Genomic DNA, 25,301 nt, shown 5'->3' on the forward strand with positions numbered 1-25,301 from the left:
CAAGAAAGCGCTTACGCTACGAGAATAAATCACCCTGATCCTCAAGCTGACCTGATGTCTGAGAAGACTTGTCTCGCCGAGAAGCCAGTCGATCAGCCAATCGGGTCGGCTCGGGCAGGCGGTGTTTACGCACGCACGCCATAACCAGTTCCGGTGCTGTTTTCAAACTGACCCGATTACCGGGCGACACGATTAGAGGCTTTACCTTGTCCTTGCTGCGTAAAACAGTGCCAATCAACTCTCCCTTGGCAAGCAGGTCCACTTGAGAGCCCCGTGTTTCTGCCAAAGGTTCATGGCTTCCCGTCAGGATTTTTTTCGCAACCCCTATCGTTGGCAGTCCTGTAACGACCCCCAAGTGGGCAGCAATACCCAAGCGCCTTGGGTGAGCAATCCCGTGACCATCGCAAAAGATCAGGTCCGGGGTTTCAGGCAGCTCCGATAAGGCCTGCAGAACCGCAGGCAGCTCCCGAAAGGAAAGCAACCCAGGAATGTAGGGCATATTGGTGGGGATACGAGCTACCGCCTGAGCAATGGGATCCAATGTTTCAGCATTGAGCAGGATGGCCGCAGCACGGGTCACGGTACCCTCCTCCTCAAAGCCTACATCCACGCCAGCAATCAGACGCAGCGAAGGAAAGTCATCCTCCAGTCTGACCTGCTCGGCCAGCTCAATCTGCTGTTTGCGCGCAGCGGCGGGCGTGCCGTCCCACTCATTGAAAGGTGAAGTAGCCACATTGACTCCTGTCGTTACCATTACGGTATTCGAACCGGATTGAATGCAGCCAGTTCCAGATAGCAGCAGGGCCACACTTGCGGCCCCTGAATCTTATGGCTTATGCGCTCTCGACAGATATTCGTGGGATTGCATTTCCAGCAAACGGCTCAGCGTACGCTGAAATTCAAACTCGAGCCGTCCACCTGCATACAGATCCTTAAGCTCAACTTCTGCCGACAGGATCAATTTAACGTTACGGTCGTAGAACTCATCGACCAGGTTGATGAAACGACGCGCCATATCGTCTTTTGTTGCATTCATCTGCTCGACGTTGGAAACCAGTACCGCCTGGAAGATCTTACCCAGCTCAATGTAGTCGTTCTGGCTACGAGGACCGTCACAGAGCTCTCGAAACTCGAACCAGGCTACATCGTCGCACGTCTTGCGTGGTTTGATCTCCCGGTTCTCGATAACCAACGGCTCACCAGTTGATGCACTACCGCACTCCACCGTAAGCGCCTTGAAGCTTTTGGCCATTTCCGTCTCGGCCTGCTCCGTTAACGGCCAGTGATAAAGCTCAGCCTGCTCCAGCGCACGCAAACGATAATCCACACCGCTGTCGACATTGACGATTTCGGTGTGCTGCTTCAGCAATTCAATCGCAGGCAAGAAGCGGGCGCGCTGCAATCCATCCTTGTAAAGCCCATCAGGGACGATATTGGAAGTTGCCACTAGCGATACGCCGTTTTTGAACAGCTCATCCAGCAGCGTTGCCAGAATCATGGCGTCGGTAATGTCCGATACGAAAAACTCGTCAAAGCAGATGACACGAGCTTCGTCCGCAAAGCGCCGACCAATAATGGTCAATGGGTTCTTCTCACCTTTTAGCGTCTTCAACTCCTCATGCACCCTCTTCATGAACCGATGAAAGTGGGTACGCATCTTCTTGTCGAAGGGAAGTGAGTCATAAAAGGTGTCAACCAGATAGGTCTTGCCGCGCCCTACTCCGCCCCAGAAATAAAGCCCCTTTACAGGGCCGGCGGGCTTTTTACCCAAAAGACGGCCTAGCAACCCAGGCTTGCTGTCTGCCTGGCTAACCAGGTCATCATAAAGCCGCTGAAGATGCTTTACCGCCTGCTCCTGAGCAGGGTCATGAAAAAAGTCGGGACGTTCCAGATCGGCCTTGTAGCGCTCTAAGGGTGTCATGACAGGCTGCATAGATTCGAAGGGGAGCTCACTTTAGCGGCGAGCTTCCAAGTTGACAATTAACGAGGCAAGCGGCTTAAGCTGCCCGCCTCGGCGATAGGCGCCATTACTCGGCAGTCATTTCCACCAGTGCTTCACGCAAGGCATCAACAGCGTGTTGACGCTCATCGGCATTAGCGAAGTCCGGGCTTTCCGCCACAGGCTCGCCAGCCAGCCATACCGTGAAGCGTAGCTCTTCTGCCTTGACTTCCAGCTGCCCAACCTCGCTCTGGAGGCGCTGCGTCATCTGCCCAGCGGTTTTTGGATCCGCAAAGGCGCGAGAAAGCAGCAGTTGAGAGCCATCGGCGGCCAGCAGTCTGAAGCGGAAAGTACCATCATGTTCGCGGAAGCTAACGAAACGCGCCCGCTTCGCGGCCTTTTTCTTGGTCTTTTCAGTCTTGACCTGGGCATTCAGGGAACGAAGCCCCACAGCCTCGCGCAACTCACCCAGGAACGGTGTAGCTATCTTGCGCGCCTTGGTAGCACCGGCTAGAAGAACGTCTTCAATGTCGTCTGGCTTGGCAATCAATGCATTGTAATGCTCTCTTGCCTCGCCCAGCTCTGCCTCCACAAGCTGGAACAGACGCTGCTTGGCCTCTCCCCAAGCCAGACCACCCTGCAGATCATGACGGAACTCGGCCGTCTGCTCGGCTGTAGCAAATGCCTGATAAAGCGTAAACAAATGAGCGCTGTCCGGATCTTTGGGTTCGCCCGGCTCTCGCGAATCAGTGACGATACGGGCAATCGCCTCCTTGAGCTGCTTGGCGGTCCCAAAAAGCGGGATCGTGTTATCGTAGCTTTTGGACATCTTGCGACCATCCAGCCCCGGCAGAGTGGCAACCGTCTCCTCGATAAGCGCTTCAGGCAGCTCAAAGAAATCCTTGCCGGCACCAAACAGATGATTGAAGCGTTGAGCGATGTCACGTGCCATTTCAACGTGCTGGATTTGGTCCCGACCTACCGGTACTTGATGAGCGTTAAACATCAGGATGTCTGCTGCCATCAGGACCGGATAGCTGTATAGCCCCATCGTGACGCCAGCATCCGGGTCTTCGCCAGCAGCGACGTTCTTGTCAACGGAGGCCTTGTAAGCATGAGCGCGGTTGAGCAAGCCTTTGGCGGTGACGCAGGTTAACAGCCATGTCAACTCCGGTATTTCTGGAATATCGGATTGGCGATAGAACGTGACCCTTTCAGGATCAAGACCACACGCCAGCCATGTAGCAGCAATTTCAAGGCGAGAGCGTTGAATACGCAACGGATCATCGCACTTGATCAAGGCGTGATAATCCGCCAGGAAATAAAACGAGTCGGTATCGGCCGAGCGACTGGCTACAATGGCAGGACGGATAGCGCCTGCATAATTACCAAGGTGAGGAGTACCGGTTGTGGTAATACCGGTCAGAATACGTGTGGTCATGGCGTATGGTGCATTCTCATCTAGGGCGGCCAGTATCAGGCATGGCCGCCAATTACGGCGTCTTCGGACGCAACGGCTTAATCAGTCCAGTCGAGGCTGGACCAGCGCTTTGAGGTCGGTCAGTTTGCCATGAAAGAAATGGCTGCACTCAGGGACTTTGATCAACTCATGGCGCTGCTGCAACGCTTCAGACCAGGCATAGACCTTTTCCGGCGTGACGACTTCATCGGCCTCGGGCTGAATGACCGTCAAAGGACAGCGCAGCGGTAGCTTACCTTCAATATCGAAGCGTTCGACAGAAGGAGCTAGCATGAACAGACGAGTCAATGCCTGCCCGTCTCCTTCCAGACGCCCTGCCAGGCATCCCGCCACACAGGCACCGAATGAAAACCCCATGACGGTTAAAGGTACCCCTGGGTGCTGCCTTATCAACCACTGTGCAGCCGCATAGGCATCATCAATCTCACCTGCTCCCTCACCGTAGCTTCCAGCGCTTTGTCCTACGCCTCGAAAGTTGAAACGTAGCGTGGAAAAGCCTGCATCCCTTACAGTACGTTGCAGCGTAGAAATGACCTTATTGTGCATAGTCCCGTCAAACAGGGGATGCGGATGGCAGATGATCGCTACGCCACGGGCGTCAGGCTGATCAAGATGCAAGGCTTCGAGTGGCCCTGAAGGCCCTTCGATCGAAACTGGATTTTCTCGTGTAGACACACCTGAACTCCGTGACCCCCTATCGGGTCGACTCGTCTAGCTCGTTGACTGCGCTCACTATTTAACATGGGACAGTGTACAAGCGCAGCAAGAAGCCGTTACCGTAATGCAAAAGACGTTCAGAGAGGAAGATTCGTGGACCAGTCCCTGACTATTTGGCTAATGCCTGTTATTGCCCTGCTCGTTGGTATAGGCATCGGCTTTCTGATTGCGCGCCTGATGCCTGGCACCGCGCCCAACCGAGTACAACGCCAGCTTGACGAGCTTCAGCAGCGCTTTGACAGTTATCAACATGAGGTCACTAGCCACTTCAGCACAACGGCAGGACTTGTGAAAAAACTCACCCAGAATTACCAGGATGTGCAGCGTCACCTTTCCGAAGGTGCGGATCGCCTGGCTCTGGACGAGTTGACACGCCAGCGCCTACAAGCGGCCCTGCATAGCCATGACAACTACCCATCACCACGCGACCGTCTGGACGGTCCTGCAGAGGCGCCCAAGGACTACGCGCCAAAGGGCGATACTGACAGCGGGCTGGATGAGGCCTACGGCCTTAAGAATCATCGTTGAAAAGATTAATAAAAAGCCCGGCAATAGCCGGGCTTTTTATTAACACCTAGATATGACCTCTGGCCCGCAGCAAGGCGATTACCTGCCTGGCTCCTTCCTCAATAGAAAGGCTTTGCGTATCGATTATCAGGTCGGCGTTTAGCGGCACATCGTAGGGGAAGGACTCACCCGGGATGTTGTCACCCTCAGCCGCATACAGCCCCTGAGGATCGCGTTCACGACATGCCTGCGGAGAGGCCTGAACGTACACTGTAATGACCCGCTCAGGACCGATCAGCGTCTTGGCCTGCTCACGCCCTTCGGCGTCCGGCGCTACGAATGCGGCAAGGGTCAATAGGCCGGCCTCATTGAACTGACGGGCCACATGGGCCGCCCGAAGCCAATTTTCACGGCGCCCTGCACGATCCTGCGGAAGCCCCTTGTTAAGGTCATGACGCAGGTTCTGCCCATCCAGTACATACACCGCACGTCCGGCATCGAACAGCTTGCGCTCGACTGCGTACGCCAGCGTGCTCTTGCCTGCGCCGGAAAGACCTGTAAAGAGCACCGTAGCAGGCTGCTGACCGAACCGAGCCGCGCGCTCCTCAGTGGAGACATGTAGCTGATGGCCATGCTGATCGGCAGTACCGCCCACCTTGGGATCCGCGATGATCATGCCTGCGCCGACCGTACCATTGGTAAGCCGATCGATAACGATGAAGGCACCCGTGGTACGGTTGCGCTCGTAACTGTCTAGAGCGATAGGGGCATCCAGGCTGACCTTGACCCGCGCAATCTCGTTCAGCTTGAGCTGGCTGGCCTGACCTTTTTCCAGCGTGTTCACATCAACCGTATGCACGATGCTGGGCAGAGAGCCAGGGACATAGCTGGTTGCACGCTTGATATCGTATTTCTTGCCGGGCAGCATGGGCTCTTCAGCCATCCAAACCAGCATGGCTTCGAAGCTGTCCGCCACTTGGGGGCGATTATCTGGATGAACCAATAGATCTCCACGGGAGATATCGATTTCATCTTCAAGCGTCAGCGTAACGGCCTGACCAGGAATAGCCTGCTCCAGCTCACCTTCGAACGTGACGATGGATTTCACGCGGCTACCCTTGCCTGACGGCAGCACAACAACCTCATCACCCTTATGCACCACACCAGAGGCCAGAGTACCGGCAAATCCGCGAAAGTTCAGGTTTGGACGGTTTACGTACTGGACCGGAAAGCGCATGTCGGTGACATTGCGATCGGCTGCGATCTCGACGGTTTCCAGAATCTCCATCAGCGGCTTGCCGGTATACCAGGGCGTTTGCTCGCTGCGATTGACCACGTTATCGCCCTTGAGCGCTGACATCGGGACAAAGTGAATGTCCTTGGCGCCCAGATTGATGCGCTCGGCAAAGCTCAGGTAGTCCTCGCGGATCCGGTTGAAAACCGCTTCGTCAAAGCCCAGCAGATCCATCTTGTTCACTGCAACCACAACATGCTTGATGCCGAGCAGCGATGCAATAAAACTGTGGCGACGTGTCTGGGTTTGCACACCGTAACGTGCGTCGATCAGGATGATCGCAAGGTCACAGGTGGACGCACCGGTCGCCATATTGCGAGTGTACTGCTCATGACCAGGGGTATCGGCGATGATGAACTTGCGCTTGGCCGTAGAAAAATAACGATACGCCACATCAATAGTGATGCCCTGCTCACGCTCGGCCTGCAAGCCATCCACCAGCAGCGCCAGATCCACTTCCTCGCCTGTGGTACCGACTTTCTTGGAGTCGCGAGTAATTGCCTCAAGATGATCTTCATAGATCATCTTGGAATCATGCAGCAGGCGACCGATCAGGGTGCTCTTGCCATCATCTACGTTGCCGCACGTCAGGAAGCGAAGTAGCTCCTTGCGCTCGTGCTGGGCCAGGTATGCCAGGATGTCCTGACTAATCAGTTCGGATTGATGCGACATATTAGAAATACCCCTGACGTTTCTTCTCTTCCATTGACCCCGCCGCATCATGGTCAATGACTCGACCCTGACGCTCGGAGGTCCGAGTCAGCAGCATTTCCTGAATGATATCGGGTAGCGTAGCCGCAGAAGACTCGACCGCCCCGGTAAGTGGATAGCAACCCAGGGTACGGAAGCGGACCTGCTGCTTCTGAATACGTGCTTTTTCCTCGTCGGAAAGGTGTTCGAGAATACGCTCGTCGTCAATCATGATGAGCGTGCCATTCTTCTCGATGACGTCCCGCTCTGCCGCAAAGTACAGCGGAACGATCGGGATACTTTCCAGATAGATGTATTGCCAGATATCCAGCTCGGTCCAGTTCGAAAGTGGGAAGACCCGAATCGATTCGCCCTTATTGATGTTGCCGTTGTAGATGTTCCACAACTCCGGGCGCTGGTTCTTTGGATCCCAGCGGTGTTTAGTGTCACGGAACGAATAGACGCGCTCCTTGGCACGAGACTTTTCTTCATCGCGACGGGCGCCGCCAAAGGCAGCATCGAAGCCGTATTTGTCCAGTGCCTGTTTGAGGCCTTGAGTCTTCATCACATCGGTATGCTTGGCGCTACCATGTGTAAAGGGATTGATTCCCTGAGCGATGCCTTCTGGGTTTTGGTGAATCAGAAGATCCAGCCCCATTTCCTTAACCATGCGATCACGAAACTCGTACATGGCTTTGAATTTCCAGCCTGTATCGACGTGCAGAACAGGAAACGGCAACTTGCCGGGAAAAAAGGCTTTACGCGCCAGATGCAGCATTACCGCGGAATCTTTACCGATGGAATACAGCATCACAGGGTTGTCGAATTCGGCGGCCACCTCACGAATGATGTGGATGCTTTCCGCCTCGAGCTGTTTCAAATGAGTCAGTTTATCGAGCATGGCTACTCACGGAATTGCGGAGGGACGGCCAGCGGGCCGTGGACGAACACTCACGATACCACAGCATAACTCTTCTATTCAGGAGCCTGCTTAGAACCAAATGTTCTATATATATATTCAAGCCGGATTCGAACTGTCGATGAAGACATGCTCTATGCCAAAACGTCCTGCAAGATACTCTCCCAAAGCCTGAACGCCGTAACGCTCGGTCGCATGATGGCCAGCCGCAAAAAAACTGATGCCATTTTCACGCGCACTGTGAACGGTCTGCTCCGATACTTCACCTGTAAGATAGGCATCAACACCAGCGGCGATAGCCTGATCGATATAACCCTGGGCTCCCCCTGTACACCAGGCGATCCGCTTGATGGGGCGATCACCCTCGATTACGAGAGGTTCGCGCCCTAGAACATGCTTGATATGAGCTGCAAACTCGGCAGCGGTACGCGGTTCACTTAGTGTCCCTTGCAAAACGATAGAGCGTGGATTACCTGGCTCGATCCCTCCCTCAACCGTGATACCCAAGCGCTCGGCCAGCTGAACGTTATTACCCACCACAGGATGCAAATCGAGCGGCAGGTGATAAGCCACCAGGCTCACGTCATTAATGATCAAGGTCTTGAGTCGACGCTGCTTCATTCCGATGACACGCGGATCCTCACTTTTCCAGAAGTAGCCGTGGTGCACAAGCACCATGTCGGCCCCTGCCTCTATCGCGGCATCCAACAACGCCTGGCTTGCGGTCACACCGCTAACGATACGACCCACCGTAGCGCGACCTTCCACTTGCAGGCCATTGGGGCAGTAATCCTTGATTGCAGCAGCATCAAGATAGCGGTTCGCCTCATCCAGCAGTGTCGTCAAGGCTATGGTCATGGTTATATTCTCCATTAAACAGGCTCTACCAATCGGTTCGCATGTCTTTATAGACAAAGGCAGCTCCGTATAATGGCCGCACCTTATCGGCCGTACACAGGCCTCGCAACAAGGATTGGTAATAATGTTAAAGGCCTTGCGCTCCTACGGCTGGCCCATCGTGGTAGGCATCCTGCTGGCAGCGGTGGTAGTCATTCGATTTCCTGAATGGGTAGGCTTGCCCAAGCAGCAGGTACACTTCGAGCAGACGACTGAGACCTCCCCTCGCACTCAAGGCCCGGTCTCTTATGCTGATGCCGCCAGCAAGGCAGCTCCGGCCGTAGTTTCACTACGTTCGACCAAGCATCCCAAGAAGCCCAGCGCGCCAATTCAGGATGACCCCTTATTCAAACCCTACTTTGATAAGAATCCACCGAAGAGTAACGAAGAGCTGAGCCTGGGTTCGGCAGTGATCATGAGCCATGAAGGCTATCTGCTGACCAACAACCATGTCACCTCTGACGCCGATACCATTGTCGTGGCGTTGCAGGATGGCCGGCAGACAGTGGCGCATCTGATAGGAAGCGATCCCGATACAGATCTGGCTGTTCTCAAGATTGATCTGGATAGTCTTCCGGCCATTTCCATCGGCCATTCGGAAGCCATTCGCATCGGGGATGTGGCACTGGCTATTGGCAACCCGTTCGGCGTAGGTCAGACGGTGACCATGGGCATTATCAGTGCCACAGGTCGTAACCAGCTGGGGCTAAATACCTATGAGGATTTCATCCAGACAGATGCAGCCATCAACCTGGGTAACTCTGGTGGGGCACTGGTAGATGCCAACGGCAATCTGATTGGTATCAACACAGCGATTTTATCCGGTGGCTCGCAGGGTATCGGCTTCGCCATTCCCATCAAGCTGGCCATGGACGTCATGCAATCAATCATTGCCCACGGCCAGGTAATCCGCGGCTGGCTAGGAGTTGAGGTAGAACGTATTTCTCCAGAGCTTGCCGCCTCGTTCAACCTGCCTAATCAGGACGGCATTGTCGTTTCTGGGGTTTACCCCAACGGTCCGGCACAACGTGCCGGCCTGCAGCCAGGCGACATTCTGCTTAAGCTGGACAACGAACCTGCGATCGATGGTCGCCAGTCCATGAATCAGGTCGCACGCAGCAGACCCGGAGACAAGATCTCGATAGAAGTGCTTCGCAATGGAAAGCCGCTTAAACTGACCGGAATCATAGGTTTAAGGCCACCTATTGATACCAGCACGTCATCCGAGCCCTCTTCTGATGAGTCAACACAAAAAAACGGCGCCCCATAGCCATAGGCGCCGTTTCTTCTTCCATCAGGCGAGTCCGTAGTCCTTCAACGCCTCGATCAAAACAGCATTTTGTTCTGGCGTACCAATAGTGACACGCAAGAACTTATCGATTCGAGGCTTATTGAAATGACGCACAATGACGCGTCTTTCACGCAGTGCAGCCGCCAATTCAGCCCCCTCATACGAAGGGTGCTGAGCGAACACGAAATTTGCAGCAGAGGGCAGCACATGGAAACCCAGCGCTTCCAATTCGGCTACCAGCACCGTTCGGCTTTCAATCACTGCTCCGCACGTTTGACTGAAATAATCCCTGTCTTCAAACGCTGCGACGGCGCCTGCCAGCGCCAATCGATCAAGCGGGTATGAATTGAAACTGTTCTTGACCCGCTCCAATGCTTCGATGAGATCGGGATGACCTACTGCCAGCCCAACCCTCAAGCCTGCCAGAGAGCGAGACTTGGAGAGCGTTTGAGTCACTAGCAGATTTGGATAACGACCCACCAGTGAAATAGCAGTCTCGCCACCAAAATCCACATAGGCCTCATCAACCACCACAACCGAGTCCGTGTTCTTTTGCAGAAGCGACTCGATGTGCTCCAACCCTACCAGACACCCTGTCGGCGCGTTGGGATTGGGGAAAATAATACCGGCGTTAGGCCGGATATAGTCGCCCAGACTGATCTGATAGTGCTCATCCAATGGCAACGCTTCGAATGGAATTTCATACAACCCACAGTACACCGGGTAGAAGCTGTAGGAAATATCCGGGAACAGTAGAGGTGCCTCGTGCTGAAACAGACCATAAAAGATATGGGCAAGCACTTCATCCGAACCATTGCCTACAAATACCTGCTCCGGTTTGATCGAATAATAATCAGCTACCGCCTGCTTCAACCGATCCCCATTGGGATCAGGGTACAGCCGTAAGCCCTCGCCTAGCTCAGCCCGTATCGCATCAATAACCTTGGGCGAAGGACCGTAAGGATTTTCGTTGGTGTTGAGCTTTACCAGATTGGTAATCCTGGGCTGCTCGCCAGGTACATACGGCACCAGCTTCTCGACAAAGGGGCTCCAGAATCGACTCATGACATCACTCCTTGATCCGGTATTCAGCGCTGCGCGCATGAGCTGTCAGAGACTCCCCACGCGCAAGCACCGAGGCGGTACGCCCTAGCACTGAAGCGCCATCCGCGGAACAAAAGATCAAGGACGAGCGCTTCTGGAAGTCATACACGCCCAAAGGAGAAGAGAAACGTGCAGTGCCGGACGTGGGTAGAACATGGTTGGGCCCTGCACAATAATCCCCCAGTGCCTCGGCGGTATAACGCCCCATGAAGATCGCGCCCGCGTGGCGAATGCCCGGCAACCAGGCTTCAGGATCAGCTACAGAGAGCTCCAAATGCTCAGGCGCAATGCGATTGACGACCTCGCAGGCCCGAGCCTGATCGGCAACATGAATCAGAGCACCTCGTCCTTCCAAGGACGTTCGGATGATTTCAGCACGCTCCATTGTAGGCAGAAGACGAGCGATACTTTCAGCAACCCTGTCCAGAAACTCGGCATCAGGGCTGACAAGTATCGACTGGGCATCTTCATCATGCTCAGCCTGAGAAAACAGATCCATGGCGATCCAGTCTGGATCAGTCTGGCCATCACAGACCACTAGAATCTCGGAGGGCCCGGCAATCATGTCGATACCCACCTGTCCGAAGACATGACGCTTGGCCGTTGCAACATAGATATTGCCTGGCCCTACAATCTTGTCCACACGAGGGACGCTTTGCGTACCGTAAGCCAGTGCCGCTACTGCTTGCGCACCACCCACAGTAAAAACACGGTCCACGCCTGCAATGCACGCGGCAGCGAGCACCAGCTCGTTGATTTCACCGCGAGGCGTTGGCACGACCATTACAACTTCAGCAACACCGGCAACCTTGGCAGGAATAGCATTCATCAACACCGAAGAGGGATAGGAAGCCTTGCCGCCAGGTACATATAACCCAGCCCGATCAAGCGGCGTCACTTGCTGCCCAAGAACGGTGCCATCCGCTTCCGTATAACGCCAGGAGTCCTGCTTTTGCTTTTCGTGATAGCTGCGAACACGATCTGCTGCATGCTCAAGAGCATTTCGCTGCTCATAGGTAATGCGCGTAAGAGCCAACTCAAGTCTTTCGCGAGGCAGAATCAGATCAGCCATTGAGCTAGCCTGGACGCCATCGAAGCGCTGTGTGAACTCCACCAGAGCTTCATCCCCTCGGGTGCGAACAGCCTCGATAATCTCCAGGACTCGCTGATTGACGCCAGTGTCAGAAACACTTTCCCAGCTCAGCAGATGATCCAGATGACGCGCGAAATCAGGATCGGCAGCGTCGAGTCGGCGAAGCGTAATCGGTGCGGTCATAGCGAAGCCTCTTATCAATGGCTAGTCTCAGGCACCGCTAGAGTATCAGCCCTGCCGTGCGGGTACCTGAGAAAATTGGCTATGACACGGATAGGCAGGCACGGCATCAGCCGTGCGAAAGGTCAGGCCTGGTGTCGCTCTTCGACCGTAGCACGCAGCACATCGATCAGCGCCTGGATACGCGCGTGCTGCATCTTCATCGAAGCCTTGTTGATGATCAATCGAGAGCTAACATAGGCAATCAGCTCCTGTGGCTCAAGCCCATTGGCGCGCAAGGTGTTACCTGTATCGACCACGTCAATGATCTTGTCAGCCAGCCCTACTAGCGGTGCAAGCTCCATGGAGCCATAGAGCTTGATGATATCGACCTGACGTCCCTGCTCGGCATAGTAACGTTTGGCGATATTGACAAACTTGGTCGCTACCTTGAGGCGGCCACGTGGCTCTGGAGCATTTACTGCACCCGCTGTCATCAGCCGGCATTTGGCGATCTGCAGATCCAGCGGCTCGTAGAGTCCTTGGCCAGAGTGCTCCATAAGCACATCCTTTCCCGCAACACCCAAGTCAGCTGCGCCTTGCTCAACGTAGGTCGGCACGTCGGTCGCACGTACGATCAACAAACGCACATCATCCAGACTTGTGGGGATGATCAGCTTGCGGCTTTTATCGGGGTCTTCAGTTGGGACGATACCCGCCGCCGCAAGAAGCGGCAGCGTATCGTTCAGGATTCGGCCTTTTGAAAGCGCGATAGTCAGCATGAGCCCTTAACCCGGAACACGGCGAATTTTAGCACCCAGAAGTTGTAGCTTTTCCTCGATGCACTCATAACCCCGATCGATATGGTAGATGCGGTCGATCAGGGTATCGCCTTCCGCTACCAGCGCAGCGATTACCAGGCTGGCCGATGCACGCAAGTCAGTAGCCATTACGGGGGCAGCCTTCAGGTGAGGAATGCCGGTTACGATGGCAGCATTACCTTCCACAGCGATCTGAGCGCCCATGCGAGTCATTTCATAGACGTGCATGAAGCGGTTTTCAAAGATCGTTTCAACTACCGTTCCTGTGCCTTCTGCCACAGCGTTCATGGAGATGAACTGCGCCTGCATATCTGTTGGGAATGCAGGGTACGGTGCAGTACGCACATTGACTGCCTTGGGTCGATTCCCTTTCATGTCCAGCTCGATCCAGTTGGATCCAGTGGAAACGTGGGCACCTGCCTCTTCCAGCTTGAGCAGAACGGCTTCGAGAATGGAAGGATCAGTATCCTTGAGCTTGACGCGACCACGGGTAGCCGCCGCCGCAACCAGATAACTACCCGTCTCGATACGGTCGGGCAGTACGGAATAACGGGCGCCACCCAGACGCTCGACACCTTCTACCGTAATAGTATCGGTACCGGCACCTTCAATATGGGCTCCCATGGCGATCAGACAATTGGCCAGATCCACGACTTCCGGCTCACGTGCAGCATTCTGGATGACGCTACGTCCTTTGGCCAGCGTTGCCGCCATCAAAACGTTTTCAGTACCGGTTACACTGACGGTATCAAAGAAGTAATGTGCGCCACGCAGGCCGCCCGCTGGAGCCTTGGCTTTGATATAGCCTGCCTCGACTTCAATCTGGGCACCCATCGCCTCAAGGCCGCGCAGGTGCAAATCGACCGGACGCGAGCCAATGGCACATCCGCCGGGCAATGCGACTTCAGCTTCACCGAAACGAGCCAGCATCGGACCCAGCACCAGAATAGAGGCGCGCATGGTCTTGACCAGCTCATAGGGCGCTACAAGCGTCTTGATAGTCGAAGCATTTACTTCAACGTTGAGCTTTTCGTCGATAACCGGCTGCACCCCCATACGACCGAACAATTCGATCATGGTAGTGATGTCATGCAGATGCGGCAGATTGCAAACAGTTACAGGCGTATCCGCAAGCAAGGTGGCAGCCAGGATCGGCAGGGCAGAGTTTTTTGCGCCTGAAATACGGATCTCTCCGTTTAGGCTGGCGCCACCGGTAATAATCAATTTATCCATAGGTATCTCGGCGGCGCCGAACTCAAGCTCGTTCAGCCCAAGCGGCGCGCGTATAGAATTTCATAGTGACTGCATGGATACTGCCATCAGCGATCAATGCATTGAGATGGGAATAGACTTGCTGCTGGCGCTTTACTGGACTCATAGCAGCCAATTCATCGCCAATCAGGTTCAATTGGAAGTTGCAGCCCTCGCCTTCTACCTCAACCTGAGTTTCCAGCAGTTGCGCTTCCAATAAGCGTTTAACTTCTTCAGCCTGCATGTTCAACCTCCTGACAGCCTATTCCGCAGCCAGACATAATACAAAAAAGCCCTCCAACTGCGAACCCCAAGGTTGCAGACAGAGGGCGATGGGATATTCAACGAGAGAGAGGAAGAATGTCCAGCAAACCGGACACACTTGCGATCTGCTTCATATCTGCAGGCAAATTCCAAACCTCAAGTTTTTTGCCAGCCTGCAACACATCACGTTGAAAGGACAGCAACAAGGAAAGCCCTGCGCTGTTGGAGCGCTCGACACCAGCACAGTCGATTACGATCACATCGGTACTGCTCTGCTGTATATAGCGCTGCCCTTCCTGACGCAGCGCTACCGTCGTCTGATGATCAAGAAGACCAGACAGCGTCATGACGCCCGGCACTTTCTCTGCTAGATGTGCCTGCGTACTCATGAGTCAGCCTGGGCCTTTTGAGCTTCAGGAGAATTTTTGGCACGCGCCACAGTATTGGCCCAGCTATCGATAACTTTGTCCAGGTTATTGCCATTAGCCTGCATAGATTGGGCAAACTGATCACGGAACAGCTTACCAATATTAATGCCGTTGATGATTACGTTACGCACTCTCCAACTGCCATTGATATTTACCATGGTATAGGAGACCGGATAGACAGTTCCGCGACTATCGCGCACTTCCATGCCTACGCTAGTACGTTCGGGATCATTGTCAGTTGCCGGCAGAACCTTGATACCCTGATTATTGTACTCCAACAGTGCGTTGCCATAGAACTGCATCAGGCTTCGCTTAAAGTTCTCCTGGAAGCGAGCCATTTGCTCAGGCGATGCCTGACGACTGTACCTTACGGTCATGATGCTGCGGGAAATACCTTCGGCATCAACGACCGGACCAAGGATCTCGTTCAAAGAGTTATAGAAAGCATCTGGATTGCTCCGGTATGTTTCCTTATTAGTTTGCAGATCAGACAGCAACTTATCTGTAGTCTGTTGAATGACATCGTGAGCCGAAGGCGCTGCAGAGGCCAGCAATGGCACTACGGCCAGCAAGGCCAGAACGCTGTTTCGCAATAATTTGAGCATGTCGTGTCCTTCTTACTTATCGCCAGACGAATCTTTGTTGACGGTGTTGAGCAGGAATTTGCCGATCAGATCTTCCAATACCAGCGACGACTGGGTATCACGAATAGTTCCGCCATCTTTGACAACCTCCTCATCCCCTCCCACGCTAATACCAATATATTTTTCACCCAACAGACCTGCTGTCAGGATGGAGGCGGTAGAGTCGACCGGAATGTTATCGACCTGCTGGTCGATCTGCATGGTCACTCGACCACGGTAGCTATCACGATCCAGATCGATTGCGGTGACTCGGCCAATCGTGACGCCTGACATTGTAACTTTTGCACGTACGGTCAGACCGGCGATATTGTCGAAATAGGCATACGCTTTATAGGTGTCATTGTGCTCGCCAACGCTCAAGCCACTCACTCGCAAAGCCAACAGCAAGAGAGCCAGCAAGCCAGCGAGCAGAAACAGGCCGACACCAATTTCCTGGGTGCGGGTTTGCATCAGATATCTCCAAACATCAAAGCAGTCAAAAGAAAATCGAGACCCAGCACTGCCAGAGAGGCATAGACAACTGTTCGGGTCGTCGCGCGGCTGATCCCTTCGGAAGTGGCGTCGCAGTCGTACCCCTGGAACACGGCGATCCAGGTCACCACAAAGGCAAAGACAAGGCTTTTAATCATGCCGTTGATGACATCCGCCATCTGGACGCTGTTCTGCATGTTGCTCCAGAACGAGCCGTCATAGACGCCGAGCCAGTCAACCGCAACCATTGCACCACCCCAGATACCCACAACGCTGAAGATGGCTGAGAGCAGAGGCAAGGAAATAAAGCCCGCCCACAAGCGCGGAGCCACTATATATTTGAGCGGATCAACACCGATCATTTCGAGGCTGGACAACTGCTCTGTCGACTTCATATTGCCAATTTCAGCCGTTAATGCAGAACCTGCGCGACCTGCGAACAGAAGCGCACTAACTACAGGACCCAACTCTCTCAACAGGGTAAGAGCCACCATCTGCCCAACCGCCTGTTCCGAACCATAGGTAACCAGAATGTTATAGCCCTGAAGTGCTATAACCATACCGATGAAAAGACCGGAAACCAGGATGATGGGTAGCGATAAAACCCCCACCGAATAGAGCTGCTTGATCAGCAACTGTCCACCCTTGCCTGCACCGGAGTGACCAAACAATGATTGCAGTAGCAAAAGAACAGAACGACCAGCTGCAGCCAATACATCCAGGCCTGTGCGCCCCAATAAGCGGATGCGCTCAAGCAATGAAATGTGACGCATTAGCGTCTCCCCAAAAGATCTTCGCTATAGTTAGGCGCTGCGAAATGAAACGGTACCGGGCCATCCGGGGTACCTTTTATGAACTGAAGCACTCGTGGATCAGACGACTCCTTGAGCTCTGCGGGGGTTCCCTGACCCAGCACCTGTGTATCCCCGACAATATAAAGATAGTCAGCGATACTCGCCGTCTCGGCCAGATCATGTGACACAACGATACTAGTCAACCCCAGCGCATCGTTGAGCAGACGAATCAGGCGCACCAGCACGCCCATGGCGATGGGATCCTGTCCCACGAAAGGCTCGTCATACATTAGGATCTGAGGATCCAGTGCAATCGCCCGAGCCAGAGCCACTCGGCGCTTCATGCCTCCGGACAGCTCATCGGGCATCAGCTCGATAGCGCCCCGCAGACCGACCGCCTGAAGTTTCATCAGGACGATATCCCGGATCATCTCCTCAGGCAGCTTGGTATGGACCCTGAGAGGAAAGGCCACGTTTTCGAAAACATCAAGGTCTGTAAACAGTGCACCGCTCTGAAACAGAACGCCCATCTGCTTACGCACATTGAACAGGTCACTTCGTGACAGCGTGGGAAGATTGAGATTGTTAACCCATACCTCACCCTTTTCAGGGCGCAACTGGGCTGCAATCAAGCGTAGCAGCGTTGTCTTGCCGCTCCCTGAAGGTCCCATAATACCGGTCACCTTGCCACGCGGGATGCGGATATCAACATTCTCGTAGATGGTACGCTCGCCTCGCTTGAAGGTAACGCCTTTAAGCTCGACCGCATACTCGCTATCGGTGTTCATCTAAACTCCTAGCTTACAGCCCTCCTGGCAGACGCATCGAATGGCATCCAAGGCACTTTTAAGGGCCTATTCGACAAGGACATAGCATAACATTTCAGCGCTACCTCCCCAACATGAACATAATTCAATCGTTTTCATAGGAGGGGGGATTGATTGTCGTTATAATTCTGCGTTTTCAATCAATCTGCTGCCCAGCAAACTGGTAGACAAATGACCCACGCTGCAAATTTCATCGAATCCGCAAATCGTACCATCAGCTATGAAGTGGAAGCCGTGAACGCATTGCGTGGGCGTATAGATGATCGCTTTGTCAAAGCCTGTGAACTGATGCTGGACTGCAAGGGCCGCATCGTTGTACTGGGCATGGGAAAGTCCGGACATATCGGCAACAAAATTGCGGCCACGCTGGCAAGCACAGGCACACCCGCGTTTTTCGTCCATCCCGCCGAGGCAAGCCATGGCGACATGGGGATGATTACCCAGGCGGACATTGTGCTGGCCCTGTCCAACTCCGGCTCTACCCCTGAAATAGTGACGCTCTTGCCACTTATTAAGCGACTGGGAATCACGTTGATCAGTATGACAGGCAATCCCCTGTCACCTCTGGCTCAGGCAGCCACTGTCAACCTGGACGCAGGCGTTGCCAAGGAAGCCTGCCCGCTGAATCTTGCACCGACCTCCTCCACCACTGCCAGCCTGGTTCTGGGGGATGCCCTTGCCATTGCCTTGCTCGATGCACGAGGCTTCACGGCTGAAGATTTTGCCTTTTCTCACCCCGGCGGCGCTCTGGGCCGACGCCTGCTTCTCAAGGTCGAGCATGTCATGCATAGCGGGAAGGAATTACCTCAAGTGCCACGAGGCACTTCGCTTAGCGGTGCATTACTTGAGATGTCCCAAAAAGGACTTGGCATGACCATCGTCACGGAGCCTGATGGCCGACTGGCAGGTATTTTTACTGATGGGGACCTTCGGCGTGCGCTTGACCGTGGAATTGACGTACGCTCAATAACCATAGACCACGTCATGACGGAGCATGGTCGTACCGCACGTCCACAAATGCTGGCAGCCGAGGCATTGAAAGTCATGGAAGATCACAAGATTAGCGCCTTGGTTGTGGTCGACGAAAACGATTACCCTCTGGGGGCACTGAATATGCACGACCTGCTTCGCGCAGGCGTCATGTGAATGGAGCTCACATCGAGAGACAGCCCATCCTTGCTGGTGCATGGCAGTGATGGCACTCATAAATGCTTTACGTCTCAAATGGTACAGAGCCTTTGCCGTGCTTTATGCCGCCGTTTGACTACAATGCTTTTGCAGGCCTTTTGTCATGTTCCGTACACTGCGTAAACCTGTACTTTATGTCCTGATTGCCCTGGCGCTGGTCGCTATCGGTTACTGGAACCTCTTGCCGCAACGGTTTATCGATGACCCGGCAGGCAATGCCCAGACCGATAATGCCATTGATGCCTATGCAACAAATGTCAAAACGATCCAGTACCGTGCCGATGGAAAGGTACAATATGAGATGACAGCCGAACGGCTTGATCACGTTCAGGCCACCGATGTCACACTGGTTTCGAAACCCGATATGCTGGCATACCGCGGTACTGACCTGCCCTGGCATGTTCGCAGCGCAAGGGCCGAGGTGGCGCCAAAAGGTACACAGGCCGAGTTGATCGATGATGTAAGGGTCGAGCGTACAGACGAAAAGGGCCGCCCTATCGTGATGACGACGACGCGAATGACTGTTTTTCCTGACAAAAATTATGCGCAGACTGAGCAAGCCGTTAAGATTGAGGCCGCTAATAGCGTGACCACAGCAAAAGGCATGAAAGCGTACCTGAATGACGGCAGAATGCTCCTGCTGTCCAATGTAAGAGGCCAGCATGAGGTTCGTTAAATCTCTACCCCTTCTTTTAACCCTGGGCGCTACGTTCGGAAGCATTAACGCCTGGGCTCTGCCTTCTGACCGCAACCAGCCCATCCGGGTACAGGCCGACAGCGCCGAACTCGATGACAAGCAGAACGTAGCGGTTTATCGAGGCGACGTCATCATTACGCAAGGCACGATGAAGATCACGGGTAACACCGTGACCATCACCCAGGACAACAACGGCAATATCAAGGTCGCCACTGCCGTTGGCAAGCCGGCTCACTATGAGCAGAAGCCATCGGCGGACAAAGATACGGTGAAGGCTTACGGCCTGACTATCCAGTACTATGCGGATGAAAACCGAATCGTTCTGATCGACCAGGCACGCGTTGAACAGCAAGGCAATACGTTCGAAGGCGAAAAGATCGTTTACGACACCCAGCGCCAGATCGTGAATGCTGGCCGTGCAAACGGTAACAAGATCACCACGCCAAGACCACGTATCGACATGGTCATCCAGCCCAAGAACAAAGACCAGCAGCCGGGGCAAGCTCAATGACAGTACTGCTCAAAGCCCAGCATCTGGCCAAGAGCTATAAGGGTCGCCAAGTGGTCCGGGATGTCAGCCTGACCATCGAAAGCGGCCAGATCGTGGGACTGCTCGGACCTAACGGTGCAGGCAAGACGACATGCTTTTATATGATCGTAGGGTTGATCAACGCCGATCATGGCCGTGTCCTGATCGATAACCAGGATGTCACCAATCTGCCTATGCACGGCAGAGCGCAGGCAGGTATCGGTTATCTCCCCCAGGAAGCATCGATATTCCGCAAGCTGACCGTGGCCAACAACATCATGGCCATCCTTGAAACACGCAAGGACCTGGACCGAAACGGACGCACCCAAGCGCTCGAGTCGCTGCTTCAGGAATTTCACATCACCCATATTCGTGACAACCTGGGCATGAGCCTGTCGGGTGGGGAACGTCGTCGCGTCGAGATTGCTCGCGCCCTAGCCACGGCGCCCAAGTTCATTCTGCTGGATGAGCCCTTTGCCGGTGTCGACCCTATTTCAGTGGGTGATATCAAACAAATCATTCGCCACTTGAAAGCCAAAGGCATTGGCGTTTTGATCACGGATCACAATGTTCGGGAAACCCTCACAATCTGTGAGATGGCTTATATTGTGAATGACGGACAGCTGATTGCTGAAGGCGATGCCGAAAGCGTGCTGGCCAACGACCTGGTTAAGGAAGTTTATCTGGGGCACGAATTCCGCCTCTAGGCAAAAGGGTAAAAACCAGGCATATAATTTGCTCATCCCTACCAAATTATCTGGTGGGCTCCGTGGCGCAGTTCGCGTCTGTAGATTAAGGTGCTAAGCCCGCAGCCATGAAACCATCGTTAGTTTTAAAGATGGGCCAGCAGCTGACCATGACTCCTCAGCTGCAACAGGCCATTCGATTGCTTCAACTTTCGACGCTTGATCTCCAGCAGGAAATTCAGGAAGCCCTGGAATCCAACCCCATGCTCGAGCGGCAAGAAGAAGGCGATGATTTTGATCACAGCGACCCGCTTGCAGATGGCGAGGAGTTATCGAATCCTGGTAGCCAGGAGGTTACGTTCAAGGATACGGCTCCCTCGATAGAGACCTCTGAGTCCGACGAATCTGAATGGAGTGACCGCATCCCCAATGAGCTTCCCGTCGATACCGCCTGGGAAGATATCTATCAGACAAGCGCGAGCAGCCTTCCGAGCTCTGACGACGATGAATGGGATTTCACCTCTAGAACATCGACAGGAGAAAGTCTGCAGAGCCATCTTCTCTGGCAACTGAATCTGGCCCCGATGTCGGACGTGGATCGCATGGTCGCCATGTCGATCATCGATGGCATTAATAATGATGGCTACCTTGAAGAATCACTCGAAGACATACACGCCTCGCTAGATCCTGAGCTTGAGGTAGAGATTGATGAAGTCGAAGTGGTTTTACGCCGTGTTCAACAGTTCGAACCGGCAGGCGTAGGCGCACGTAATCTCAAGGAATGCCTGCTGCTGCAACTCAATCAGCTTCCAGGCAAAACACCACGGCTGGCGGAAGCCAAGCGCTTGGTCACAGATTATCTGGACGTCCTAGGCAGCCGTGATTACAGCCAGCTCATGCGCCGCATGAAGATCAAGGAAGATGAGTTACGCGACGTAATCGAGCTGATTCAAAGCCTGCACCCCCGACCAGGTTCCCAGATCGAATCAGGTGAAGCCGAGTACGTGGTTCCTGATGTCATCGTGCGCAAACACAATGACCGTTGGCTGGTTGAGCTGAATCAGGAGGCGGTGCCGCGGCTACGCGTAAACTCACAATATGCCGGTTTCGTGAAACGTGCCGACAGCAGTGCAGATAACACTTTCATGCGTAACCAGTTGCAGGAAGCTCGCTGGTTCATCAAGAGTCTGCAGAGCCGTAACGAGACCCTGATGAAGGTTGCGACGCAAATCGTCGAGCATCAGCGTGGCTTTCTAGAGTATGGAGAAGAAGCCATGAAGCCACTCGTACTTCACGATATTGCCGAGGCGGTTGGCATGCACGAGTCTACAATTTCTCGTGTGACCACCCAAAAGTATATGCACACGCCTCGTGGCATATACGAATTGAAATACTTCTTCTCCAGTCATGTAAGCACAGCCGAGGGCGGTGAATGCTCGTCAACCGCCATTCGCGCCATCATCAAAAAACTTGTTGCCGCCGAAAATGCAAAAAAGCCATTGAGCGACAGCAAGATCGCTGGTTTACTGGAGTCACAAGGCATACAGGTCGCGCGTCGGACTGTAGCCAAATACCGTGAGTCGCTGGGCATTGCTCCATCGAGTGAACGGAAAAGGCTGGTCTAGACTTAGGCGGCTCGCCACGAGCGGACTGCGAGCGCGGGGGAAAGAGGCGCTTATCGCTCAACAGTGTTTCTTCGGCAGGCCTAATGCCTGCCTGTTACACCACGGCAATAAGGAGAACGCGGTATGCAAGTCAACATCAGTGGGCATCAACTGGATGTTACCGACTCCCTTCGCAGCTACGTTGGAGAAAAGCTCGCCCGACTTGAACGCCACTTCGATCGCATTACCAGTGCTCAGGTAATCATGCAGGTCGATAAACTGAAACAGAAAGTTGAAGCCACCTTGCATGTTGCAGGTGCGTCTGTCGTTGCAAATGCCGAACATGAAGACATGTACGCTGCCATCGACCTTCTCACCGATAAACTCGACCGCCAGTTGATCAAACACAAAGAGAAACAGCTCGAGAGGCAGCAAGGGTTGGGCGTCCGTTGAGACTTAACATCACCCTATGATTCGATTAGAAACCATTCTGACCCCTGGCCGCTCACACGTGAGCGTGCCAGGGGTCAGTAAAGAAAGCGTGCTTCAGCAGATTTCTGAAATTGCTGCGACTGACTTGCCAGGGCAAGACGCTCACTCAATATTCGAAAGCCTCATGGCCCGAGAAAAGTTAGGGTCGACCGGTTTCGGCAACGGAATAGCTATTCCTCATTGCCGCCTGAGTGGCTCCAAGGAACCTATTAGTGTGCTGTGCCACCTGCAAACACCGGTGGACTTCGACTCACTCGACGGAGCGCCAGTAGACCTTATTTTCGTCCTGCTGGTACCCGAAGCCGCTACCGAGCAGCATCTGGAGTTGTTGCGCCAGATTGCAGCCATGCTGGATAAGGCTGAAATCCGTGATCGACTGCGCCATGCAACTACTAGCAATGGGCTCTATCAAATAGTTATCGACGCCCAAAGCGGTCATTAACATGCATCTGATTATCGTCAGTGGACGCTCCGGATCTGGCAAAAGCACAGCACTAGATGTGCTGGAAGACAACGGCTTTTATTGCATCGATAATCTACCTGCCGGTCTTTTACCAGACCTGTCCGAGCGTGCTCTGACTGAATCCGAAGGGGCTCAGTCTCAGGTAGCCCTGTCTATCGACGCCCGCAACTTGCCCAGCCAGCTACAACGCTTTCCCGAGCTGCTTGAGCAAGTCAGATCACGCCATATCCGTTGCGATGTGCTGTATCTGGATGCAGATGATCAGACACTGCTCAAACGATTCTCGGAAACCCGCCGTCGTCATCCGCTTACAAGCGAGTATCGTTCTCTGGCTGAAGCCATCGAGGATGAACGTCAGCTGCTGATGCCTATTGCCGATCTGGCTGACCTGAAGATCGACACCACTCATCTGAATCTTTATCAGCTCAAGGATATGATCAAGCTACGCTTGCTCAATGCACCTGAGCCTGGCACTGCGTTTCTGATCGAGTCGTTCGGTTTCAAACGGGGCTTGCCGGTTGATGCAGATATGGTCTTCGACATCCGCTTCCTGCCCAATCCCTATTGGAAAGCAGAGCTCAGGGAGCTTTCAGGTCTGGATCAACCCGTGATCGAGTATCTGGAGGAGCAAACCGAGGTCGAAGAGCTCTACCAAGACATCTATAATTACCTTTCTAAATGGCTGCCCAATTTTGCCGCCAACAATCGCTCTTATGTAACGATTGCGATTGGCTGTACGGGAGGTCACCACCGCTCGGTTTACATTGCCCAGCGACTGGGAACAGCTCTCAAATCAAAACTGAAAAAAGTCCAGATTCGCCACCGCGACCTACCTGGACAATAGCGATTAAGGACACTCAACGTAATGCCCGCCCAAGAAATCACCATCATCAATAAGCTAGGGCTGCATGCACGCGCAGCGGCCAAGTTCGTCGGTGTGGCTGGGCGCTTTCCGTGCGAAGTCAGAGTCGGTAGAAGCCCTGAAAGCACAATCGATGGGAAAAGCATCATGTCTGTCATGATGCTGGCTGCTGGCAAAGGCACGATGCTTCACTTGGCAACAGAAGGCGAACAGAGCGAAGAAGCCTTGCAAGCATTGATTGAACTGATCAACAACCGGTTCGACGAAGGCGAATGATCGCCTACGCTCCTCTACCCTAACGCGGTATCCATTACCATCATCAGACAAAAACCAATGCCGAGCCCTACGGTGGCAGCACTGCGGTGACCCTTTTTAAGGTGCGCCTCAGGAATGACTTCGTGGGTTACGGCAAACAGCATGGCACCTGCTGCCAGCGACAGCCCCCAGGGCAGCATCATCTGACTGAAATTAACCAGCCAGGCACTAATGACTGCGAAAAGCGGCTCAACCAGCCCTGAGGCTGCGCCAATGCCCACCGCTTTATACCGGTTTACACCCGCTCCAGCTAACACCAGCGCAATCACCATCCCTTCCGGAAAGTCCTGCAGGGCGATTCCAAGCGCCAGGCTCTCTGCCCCTTCAACAGCACCACCTGCGGCTACACCGACAGCCATGCCTTCGGGAATGTTATGAAGAATAATGGCTGCAACGAACAGTAGGATTCGCGGCTCTACGGCGGAAATAGAATCACGCTGCTCTAACTCCTGCTCCGGCATGACACGTTCCAACCCTAGCATGCCAAGAACGCCTAGCATGATTCCACAGCTGACTACCGCTCCACTGCCCCACTTGGAATACCCTAGCGAGCCCCCTGCATCCAATGCAGGCAATAAAAGAGAAAAGGCAGTAGCCGCAAGCATGACGCCTGCACCAAAGCCCAACATGATATTGGACAGACGCTCAGAAATACGAGAAACGGCAAGTACGGGGAGCGCACCGAGCGCAGTGCCTAGCGCACAGAGCATGCCGTCTTTCACTGCGCTTTGCATGGAAGGTCTTTGAAATAGCGCCTGTAAGGCTTCGAACTGAAGAAGAGTGCCCCCAATAAACAGCAAGACGATACACAACGCCAATCCGAGATAACTTGATAAAAACGTCTGTATCGAACGCATAGGCCTACTGAGGCGAAA

The 25,301-nt window shown here is 53.9% G+C and carries 29 protein-coding genes; 11 read left to right on the plus strand and 18 right to left on the minus strand.

All coding sequences use genetic code 11. The features are described from left to right. Nucleotides 1–16 precede the first annotated feature (16 nt). From nfi to EAW52_RS16870, 4 genes are all read right to left on the minus strand, one after another. A complete protein-coding gene (gene nfi / locus EAW52_RS16855; RefSeq protein ID WP_177411936.1) occupies nucleotides 17–754 on the minus strand; it encodes a deoxyribonuclease V in 738 nt (245 codons plus the stop codon). A 72-nt stretch (nucleotides 755–826) separates the two neighbouring features. Continuing rightward, a complete protein-coding gene (zapE, locus tag EAW52_RS16860) occupies nucleotides 827–1,921 on the minus strand; it encodes a cell division protein ZapE (RefSeq protein ID WP_037030784.1) in 1,095 nt (364 codons plus the stop codon). Nucleotides 1,922–2,027: 106 nt separating this feature from the next. Beyond that, on the minus strand, nucleotides 2,028–3,380 hold the full coding sequence (locus tag EAW52_RS16865; protein WP_122043305.1) for a tryptophan--tRNA ligase: 1,353 nt from the start codon (nucleotides 3,378–3,380) through the stop codon (nucleotides 2,028–2,030). An 81-nt stretch (nucleotides 3,381–3,461) separates the two neighbouring features. After that, nucleotides 3,462–4,094: an alpha/beta hydrolase gene (locus tag EAW52_RS16870; protein WP_074827927.1), complete on the minus strand. Its 633-nt coding sequence runs from the start codon at nucleotides 4,092–4,094 to the stop codon at nucleotides 3,462–3,464. A gap of 135 nt (nucleotides 4,095–4,229) precedes the next feature. Between EAW52_RS16870 and EAW52_RS16875 the strand changes: the two genes are divergently transcribed. Continuing rightward, nucleotides 4,230–4,664, plus strand: coding sequence for a YhcB family protein (locus EAW52_RS16875; protein WP_122043306.1), 435 nt, complete (start codon nucleotides 4,230–4,232; stop codon nucleotides 4,662–4,664). Between the two features lie 46 nt (nucleotides 4,665–4,710). Here the strand turns inward: EAW52_RS16875 and cysN are convergent, their stop codons facing one another. From cysN to EAW52_RS16890, 3 genes are all read right to left on the minus strand, one after another. Continuing rightward, nucleotides 4,711–6,609 (minus strand): sulfate adenylyltransferase subunit CysN, encoded by a 1,899-nt coding sequence (gene cysN / locus EAW52_RS16880; protein ID WP_122043307.1) that lies wholly within the window; start codon nucleotides 6,607–6,609, stop codon nucleotides 4,711–4,713. Between the two features lies 1 nt (nucleotide 6,610). Further along, the gene (gene cysD, locus EAW52_RS16885) at nucleotides 6,611–7,528 is read right to left on the minus strand and encodes a sulfate adenylyltransferase subunit CysD (RefSeq protein WP_122043308.1); all 918 of its coding nucleotides are present in this window, start codon (nucleotides 7,526–7,528) and stop codon (nucleotides 6,611–6,613) included. A 117-nt stretch (nucleotides 7,529–7,645) separates the two neighbouring features. Then, complete coding sequence (locus EAW52_RS16890) at nucleotides 7,646–8,404, minus strand: Nif3-like dinuclear metal center hexameric protein (RefSeq protein WP_122043309.1); 759 nt, start codon at nucleotides 8,402–8,404, stop codon at nucleotides 7,646–7,648. A 124-nt stretch (nucleotides 8,405–8,528) separates the two neighbouring features. Here EAW52_RS16890 and EAW52_RS16895 point away from each other — a divergent pair, with 124 nt between their 5' ends. Beyond that, nucleotides 8,529–9,713 (plus strand): S1C family serine protease, encoded by a 1,185-nt coding sequence (locus EAW52_RS16895; RefSeq protein WP_019365664.1) that lies wholly within the window; start codon nucleotides 8,529–8,531, stop codon nucleotides 9,711–9,713. 24 nt (nucleotides 9,714–9,737) lie between these two features. Here the strand turns inward: EAW52_RS16895 and hisC are convergent, their stop codons facing one another. From hisC to EAW52_RS16945, 10 genes are all read right to left on the minus strand, one after another. After that, nucleotides 9,738–10,799 (minus strand): histidinol-phosphate transaminase, encoded by a 1,062-nt coding sequence (gene hisC, locus EAW52_RS16900; RefSeq protein ID WP_122043310.1) that lies wholly within the window; start codon nucleotides 10,797–10,799, stop codon nucleotides 9,738–9,740. 4 nt (nucleotides 10,800–10,803) lie between these two features. Then, nucleotides 10,804–12,114 (minus strand): histidinol dehydrogenase, encoded by a 1,311-nt coding sequence (gene hisD / locus EAW52_RS16905; protein WP_122043311.1) that lies wholly within the window; start codon nucleotides 12,112–12,114, stop codon nucleotides 10,804–10,806. 122 nt (nucleotides 12,115–12,236) lie between these two features. Further along, nucleotides 12,237–12,872, minus strand: a complete 636-nt coding sequence (hisG, locus tag EAW52_RS16910) for an ATP phosphoribosyltransferase (protein ID WP_122043312.1) — start codon at nucleotides 12,870–12,872, stop codon at nucleotides 12,237–12,239. Between the two features lie 6 nt (nucleotides 12,873–12,878). Continuing rightward, nucleotides 12,879–14,144, minus strand: coding sequence for a UDP-N-acetylglucosamine 1-carboxyvinyltransferase (murA, locus tag EAW52_RS16915; RefSeq protein WP_010797295.1), 1,266 nt, complete (start codon nucleotides 14,142–14,144; stop codon nucleotides 12,879–12,881). A gap of 22 nt (nucleotides 14,145–14,166) precedes the next feature. Continuing rightward, nucleotides 14,167–14,406: a BolA family protein gene (locus tag EAW52_RS16920; RefSeq protein ID WP_122043313.1), complete on the minus strand. Its 240-nt coding sequence runs from the start codon at nucleotides 14,404–14,406 to the stop codon at nucleotides 14,167–14,169. A 97-nt stretch (nucleotides 14,407–14,503) separates the two neighbouring features. Then, nucleotides 14,504–14,815, minus strand: coding sequence for a lipid asymmetry maintenance protein MlaB (locus EAW52_RS16925; protein WP_122043314.1), 312 nt, complete (start codon nucleotides 14,813–14,815; stop codon nucleotides 14,504–14,506). Then, a complete protein-coding gene (locus EAW52_RS16930; RefSeq protein WP_122043315.1) occupies nucleotides 14,812–15,459 on the minus strand; it encodes a phospholipid-binding protein MlaC in 648 nt (215 codons plus the stop codon). The genes EAW52_RS16925 and EAW52_RS16930 overlap by 4 nt, the downstream gene beginning before the upstream one ends. A gap of 12 nt (nucleotides 15,460–15,471) precedes the next feature. Then, entirely contained in the window at nucleotides 15,472–15,948 is a 477-nt protein-coding gene (gene mlaD / locus EAW52_RS16935; RefSeq protein WP_019365671.1) for an outer membrane lipid asymmetry maintenance protein MlaD, read from the minus strand. Beyond that, on the minus strand, nucleotides 15,948–16,742 hold the full coding sequence (mlaE, locus tag EAW52_RS16940) for a lipid asymmetry maintenance ABC transporter permease subunit MlaE (RefSeq protein ID WP_122043316.1): 795 nt from the start codon (nucleotides 16,740–16,742) through the stop codon (nucleotides 15,948–15,950). Before mlaE ends, mlaD begins: the two co-directional genes overlap by 1 nt. Further along, nucleotides 16,742–17,551 (minus strand): ATP-binding cassette domain-containing protein, encoded by an 810-nt coding sequence (locus EAW52_RS16945; protein WP_122043317.1) that lies wholly within the window; start codon nucleotides 17,549–17,551, stop codon nucleotides 16,742–16,744. The genes mlaE and EAW52_RS16945 overlap by 1 nt, the downstream gene beginning before the upstream one ends. Nucleotides 17,552–17,761: 210 nt before the next feature. Between EAW52_RS16945 and EAW52_RS16950 the strand changes: the two genes are divergently transcribed. The 9 genes from EAW52_RS16950 to EAW52_RS16990 all read left to right on the plus strand — a co-directional run bounded on the left by EAW52_RS16950 (nucleotide 17,762) and on the right by EAW52_RS16990 (nucleotide 24,387). Beyond that, nucleotides 17,762–18,736, plus strand: coding sequence for a KpsF/GutQ family sugar-phosphate isomerase (locus EAW52_RS16950; protein ID WP_122043318.1), 975 nt, complete (start codon nucleotides 17,762–17,764; stop codon nucleotides 18,734–18,736). 145 nt (nucleotides 18,737–18,881) lie between these two features. Further along, a complete protein-coding gene (lptC, locus tag EAW52_RS16955) occupies nucleotides 18,882–19,454 on the plus strand; it encodes an LPS export ABC transporter periplasmic protein LptC (RefSeq protein ID WP_010797287.1) in 573 nt (190 codons plus the stop codon). Continuing rightward, nucleotides 19,441–19,986 (plus strand): lipopolysaccharide transport periplasmic protein LptA, encoded by a 546-nt coding sequence (gene lptA, locus EAW52_RS16960; RefSeq protein WP_122043319.1) that lies wholly within the window; start codon nucleotides 19,441–19,443, stop codon nucleotides 19,984–19,986. The genes lptC and lptA overlap by 14 nt, the downstream gene beginning before the upstream one ends. Further along, nucleotides 19,983–20,711 (plus strand): LPS export ABC transporter ATP-binding protein, encoded by a 729-nt coding sequence (gene lptB / locus EAW52_RS16965; RefSeq protein WP_122043320.1) that lies wholly within the window; start codon nucleotides 19,983–19,985, stop codon nucleotides 20,709–20,711. The genes lptA and lptB overlap by 4 nt, the downstream gene beginning before the upstream one ends. A gap of 107 nt (nucleotides 20,712–20,818) precedes the next feature. Then, nucleotides 20,819–22,315, plus strand: a complete 1,497-nt coding sequence (locus tag EAW52_RS16970) for an RNA polymerase factor sigma-54 (protein WP_074827893.1) — start codon at nucleotides 20,819–20,821, stop codon at nucleotides 22,313–22,315. Between the two features lie 123 nt (nucleotides 22,316–22,438). Further along, on the plus strand, nucleotides 22,439–22,747 hold the full coding sequence (gene hpf, locus EAW52_RS16975; RefSeq protein WP_010797283.1) for a ribosome hibernation-promoting factor, HPF/YfiA family: 309 nt from the start codon (nucleotides 22,439–22,441) through the stop codon (nucleotides 22,745–22,747). Nucleotides 22,748–22,763: 16 nt separating this feature from the next. Beyond that, nucleotides 22,764–23,228, plus strand: coding sequence for a PTS IIA-like nitrogen regulatory protein PtsN (ptsN, locus tag EAW52_RS16980; RefSeq protein WP_010797282.1), 465 nt, complete (start codon nucleotides 22,764–22,766; stop codon nucleotides 23,226–23,228). Between the two features lies 1 nt (nucleotide 23,229). Next, on the plus strand, nucleotides 23,230–24,093 hold the full coding sequence (gene rapZ, locus EAW52_RS16985) for an RNase adapter RapZ (protein ID WP_122043321.1): 864 nt from the start codon (nucleotides 23,230–23,232) through the stop codon (nucleotides 24,091–24,093). Nucleotides 24,094–24,114: 21 nt separating this feature from the next. After that, nucleotides 24,115–24,387 carry an HPr family phosphocarrier protein gene (locus EAW52_RS16990; protein WP_010797280.1) on the plus strand — a complete coding sequence of 91 codons (273 nt, stop codon included), beginning with the start codon at nucleotides 24,115–24,117 and terminating at the stop codon, nucleotides 24,385–24,387. Nucleotides 24,388–24,401: 14 nt separating this feature from the next. Here EAW52_RS16990 and EAW52_RS16995 read toward each other — a convergent pair whose 3' ends face one another. Then, complete coding sequence (locus EAW52_RS16995) at nucleotides 24,402–25,283, minus strand: ZIP family metal transporter (protein WP_256680626.1); 882 nt, start codon at nucleotides 25,281–25,283, stop codon at nucleotides 24,402–24,404. Nucleotides 25,284–25,301 lie beyond the last annotated feature (18 nt).

The sequence above is a fragment of the Pseudomonas sp. LTJR-52 genome, assembly GCF_003691465.1.
GTDB lineage: Bacteria > Pseudomonadota > Gammaproteobacteria > Pseudomonadales > Pseudomonadaceae > Chryseomonas > Chryseomonas luteola.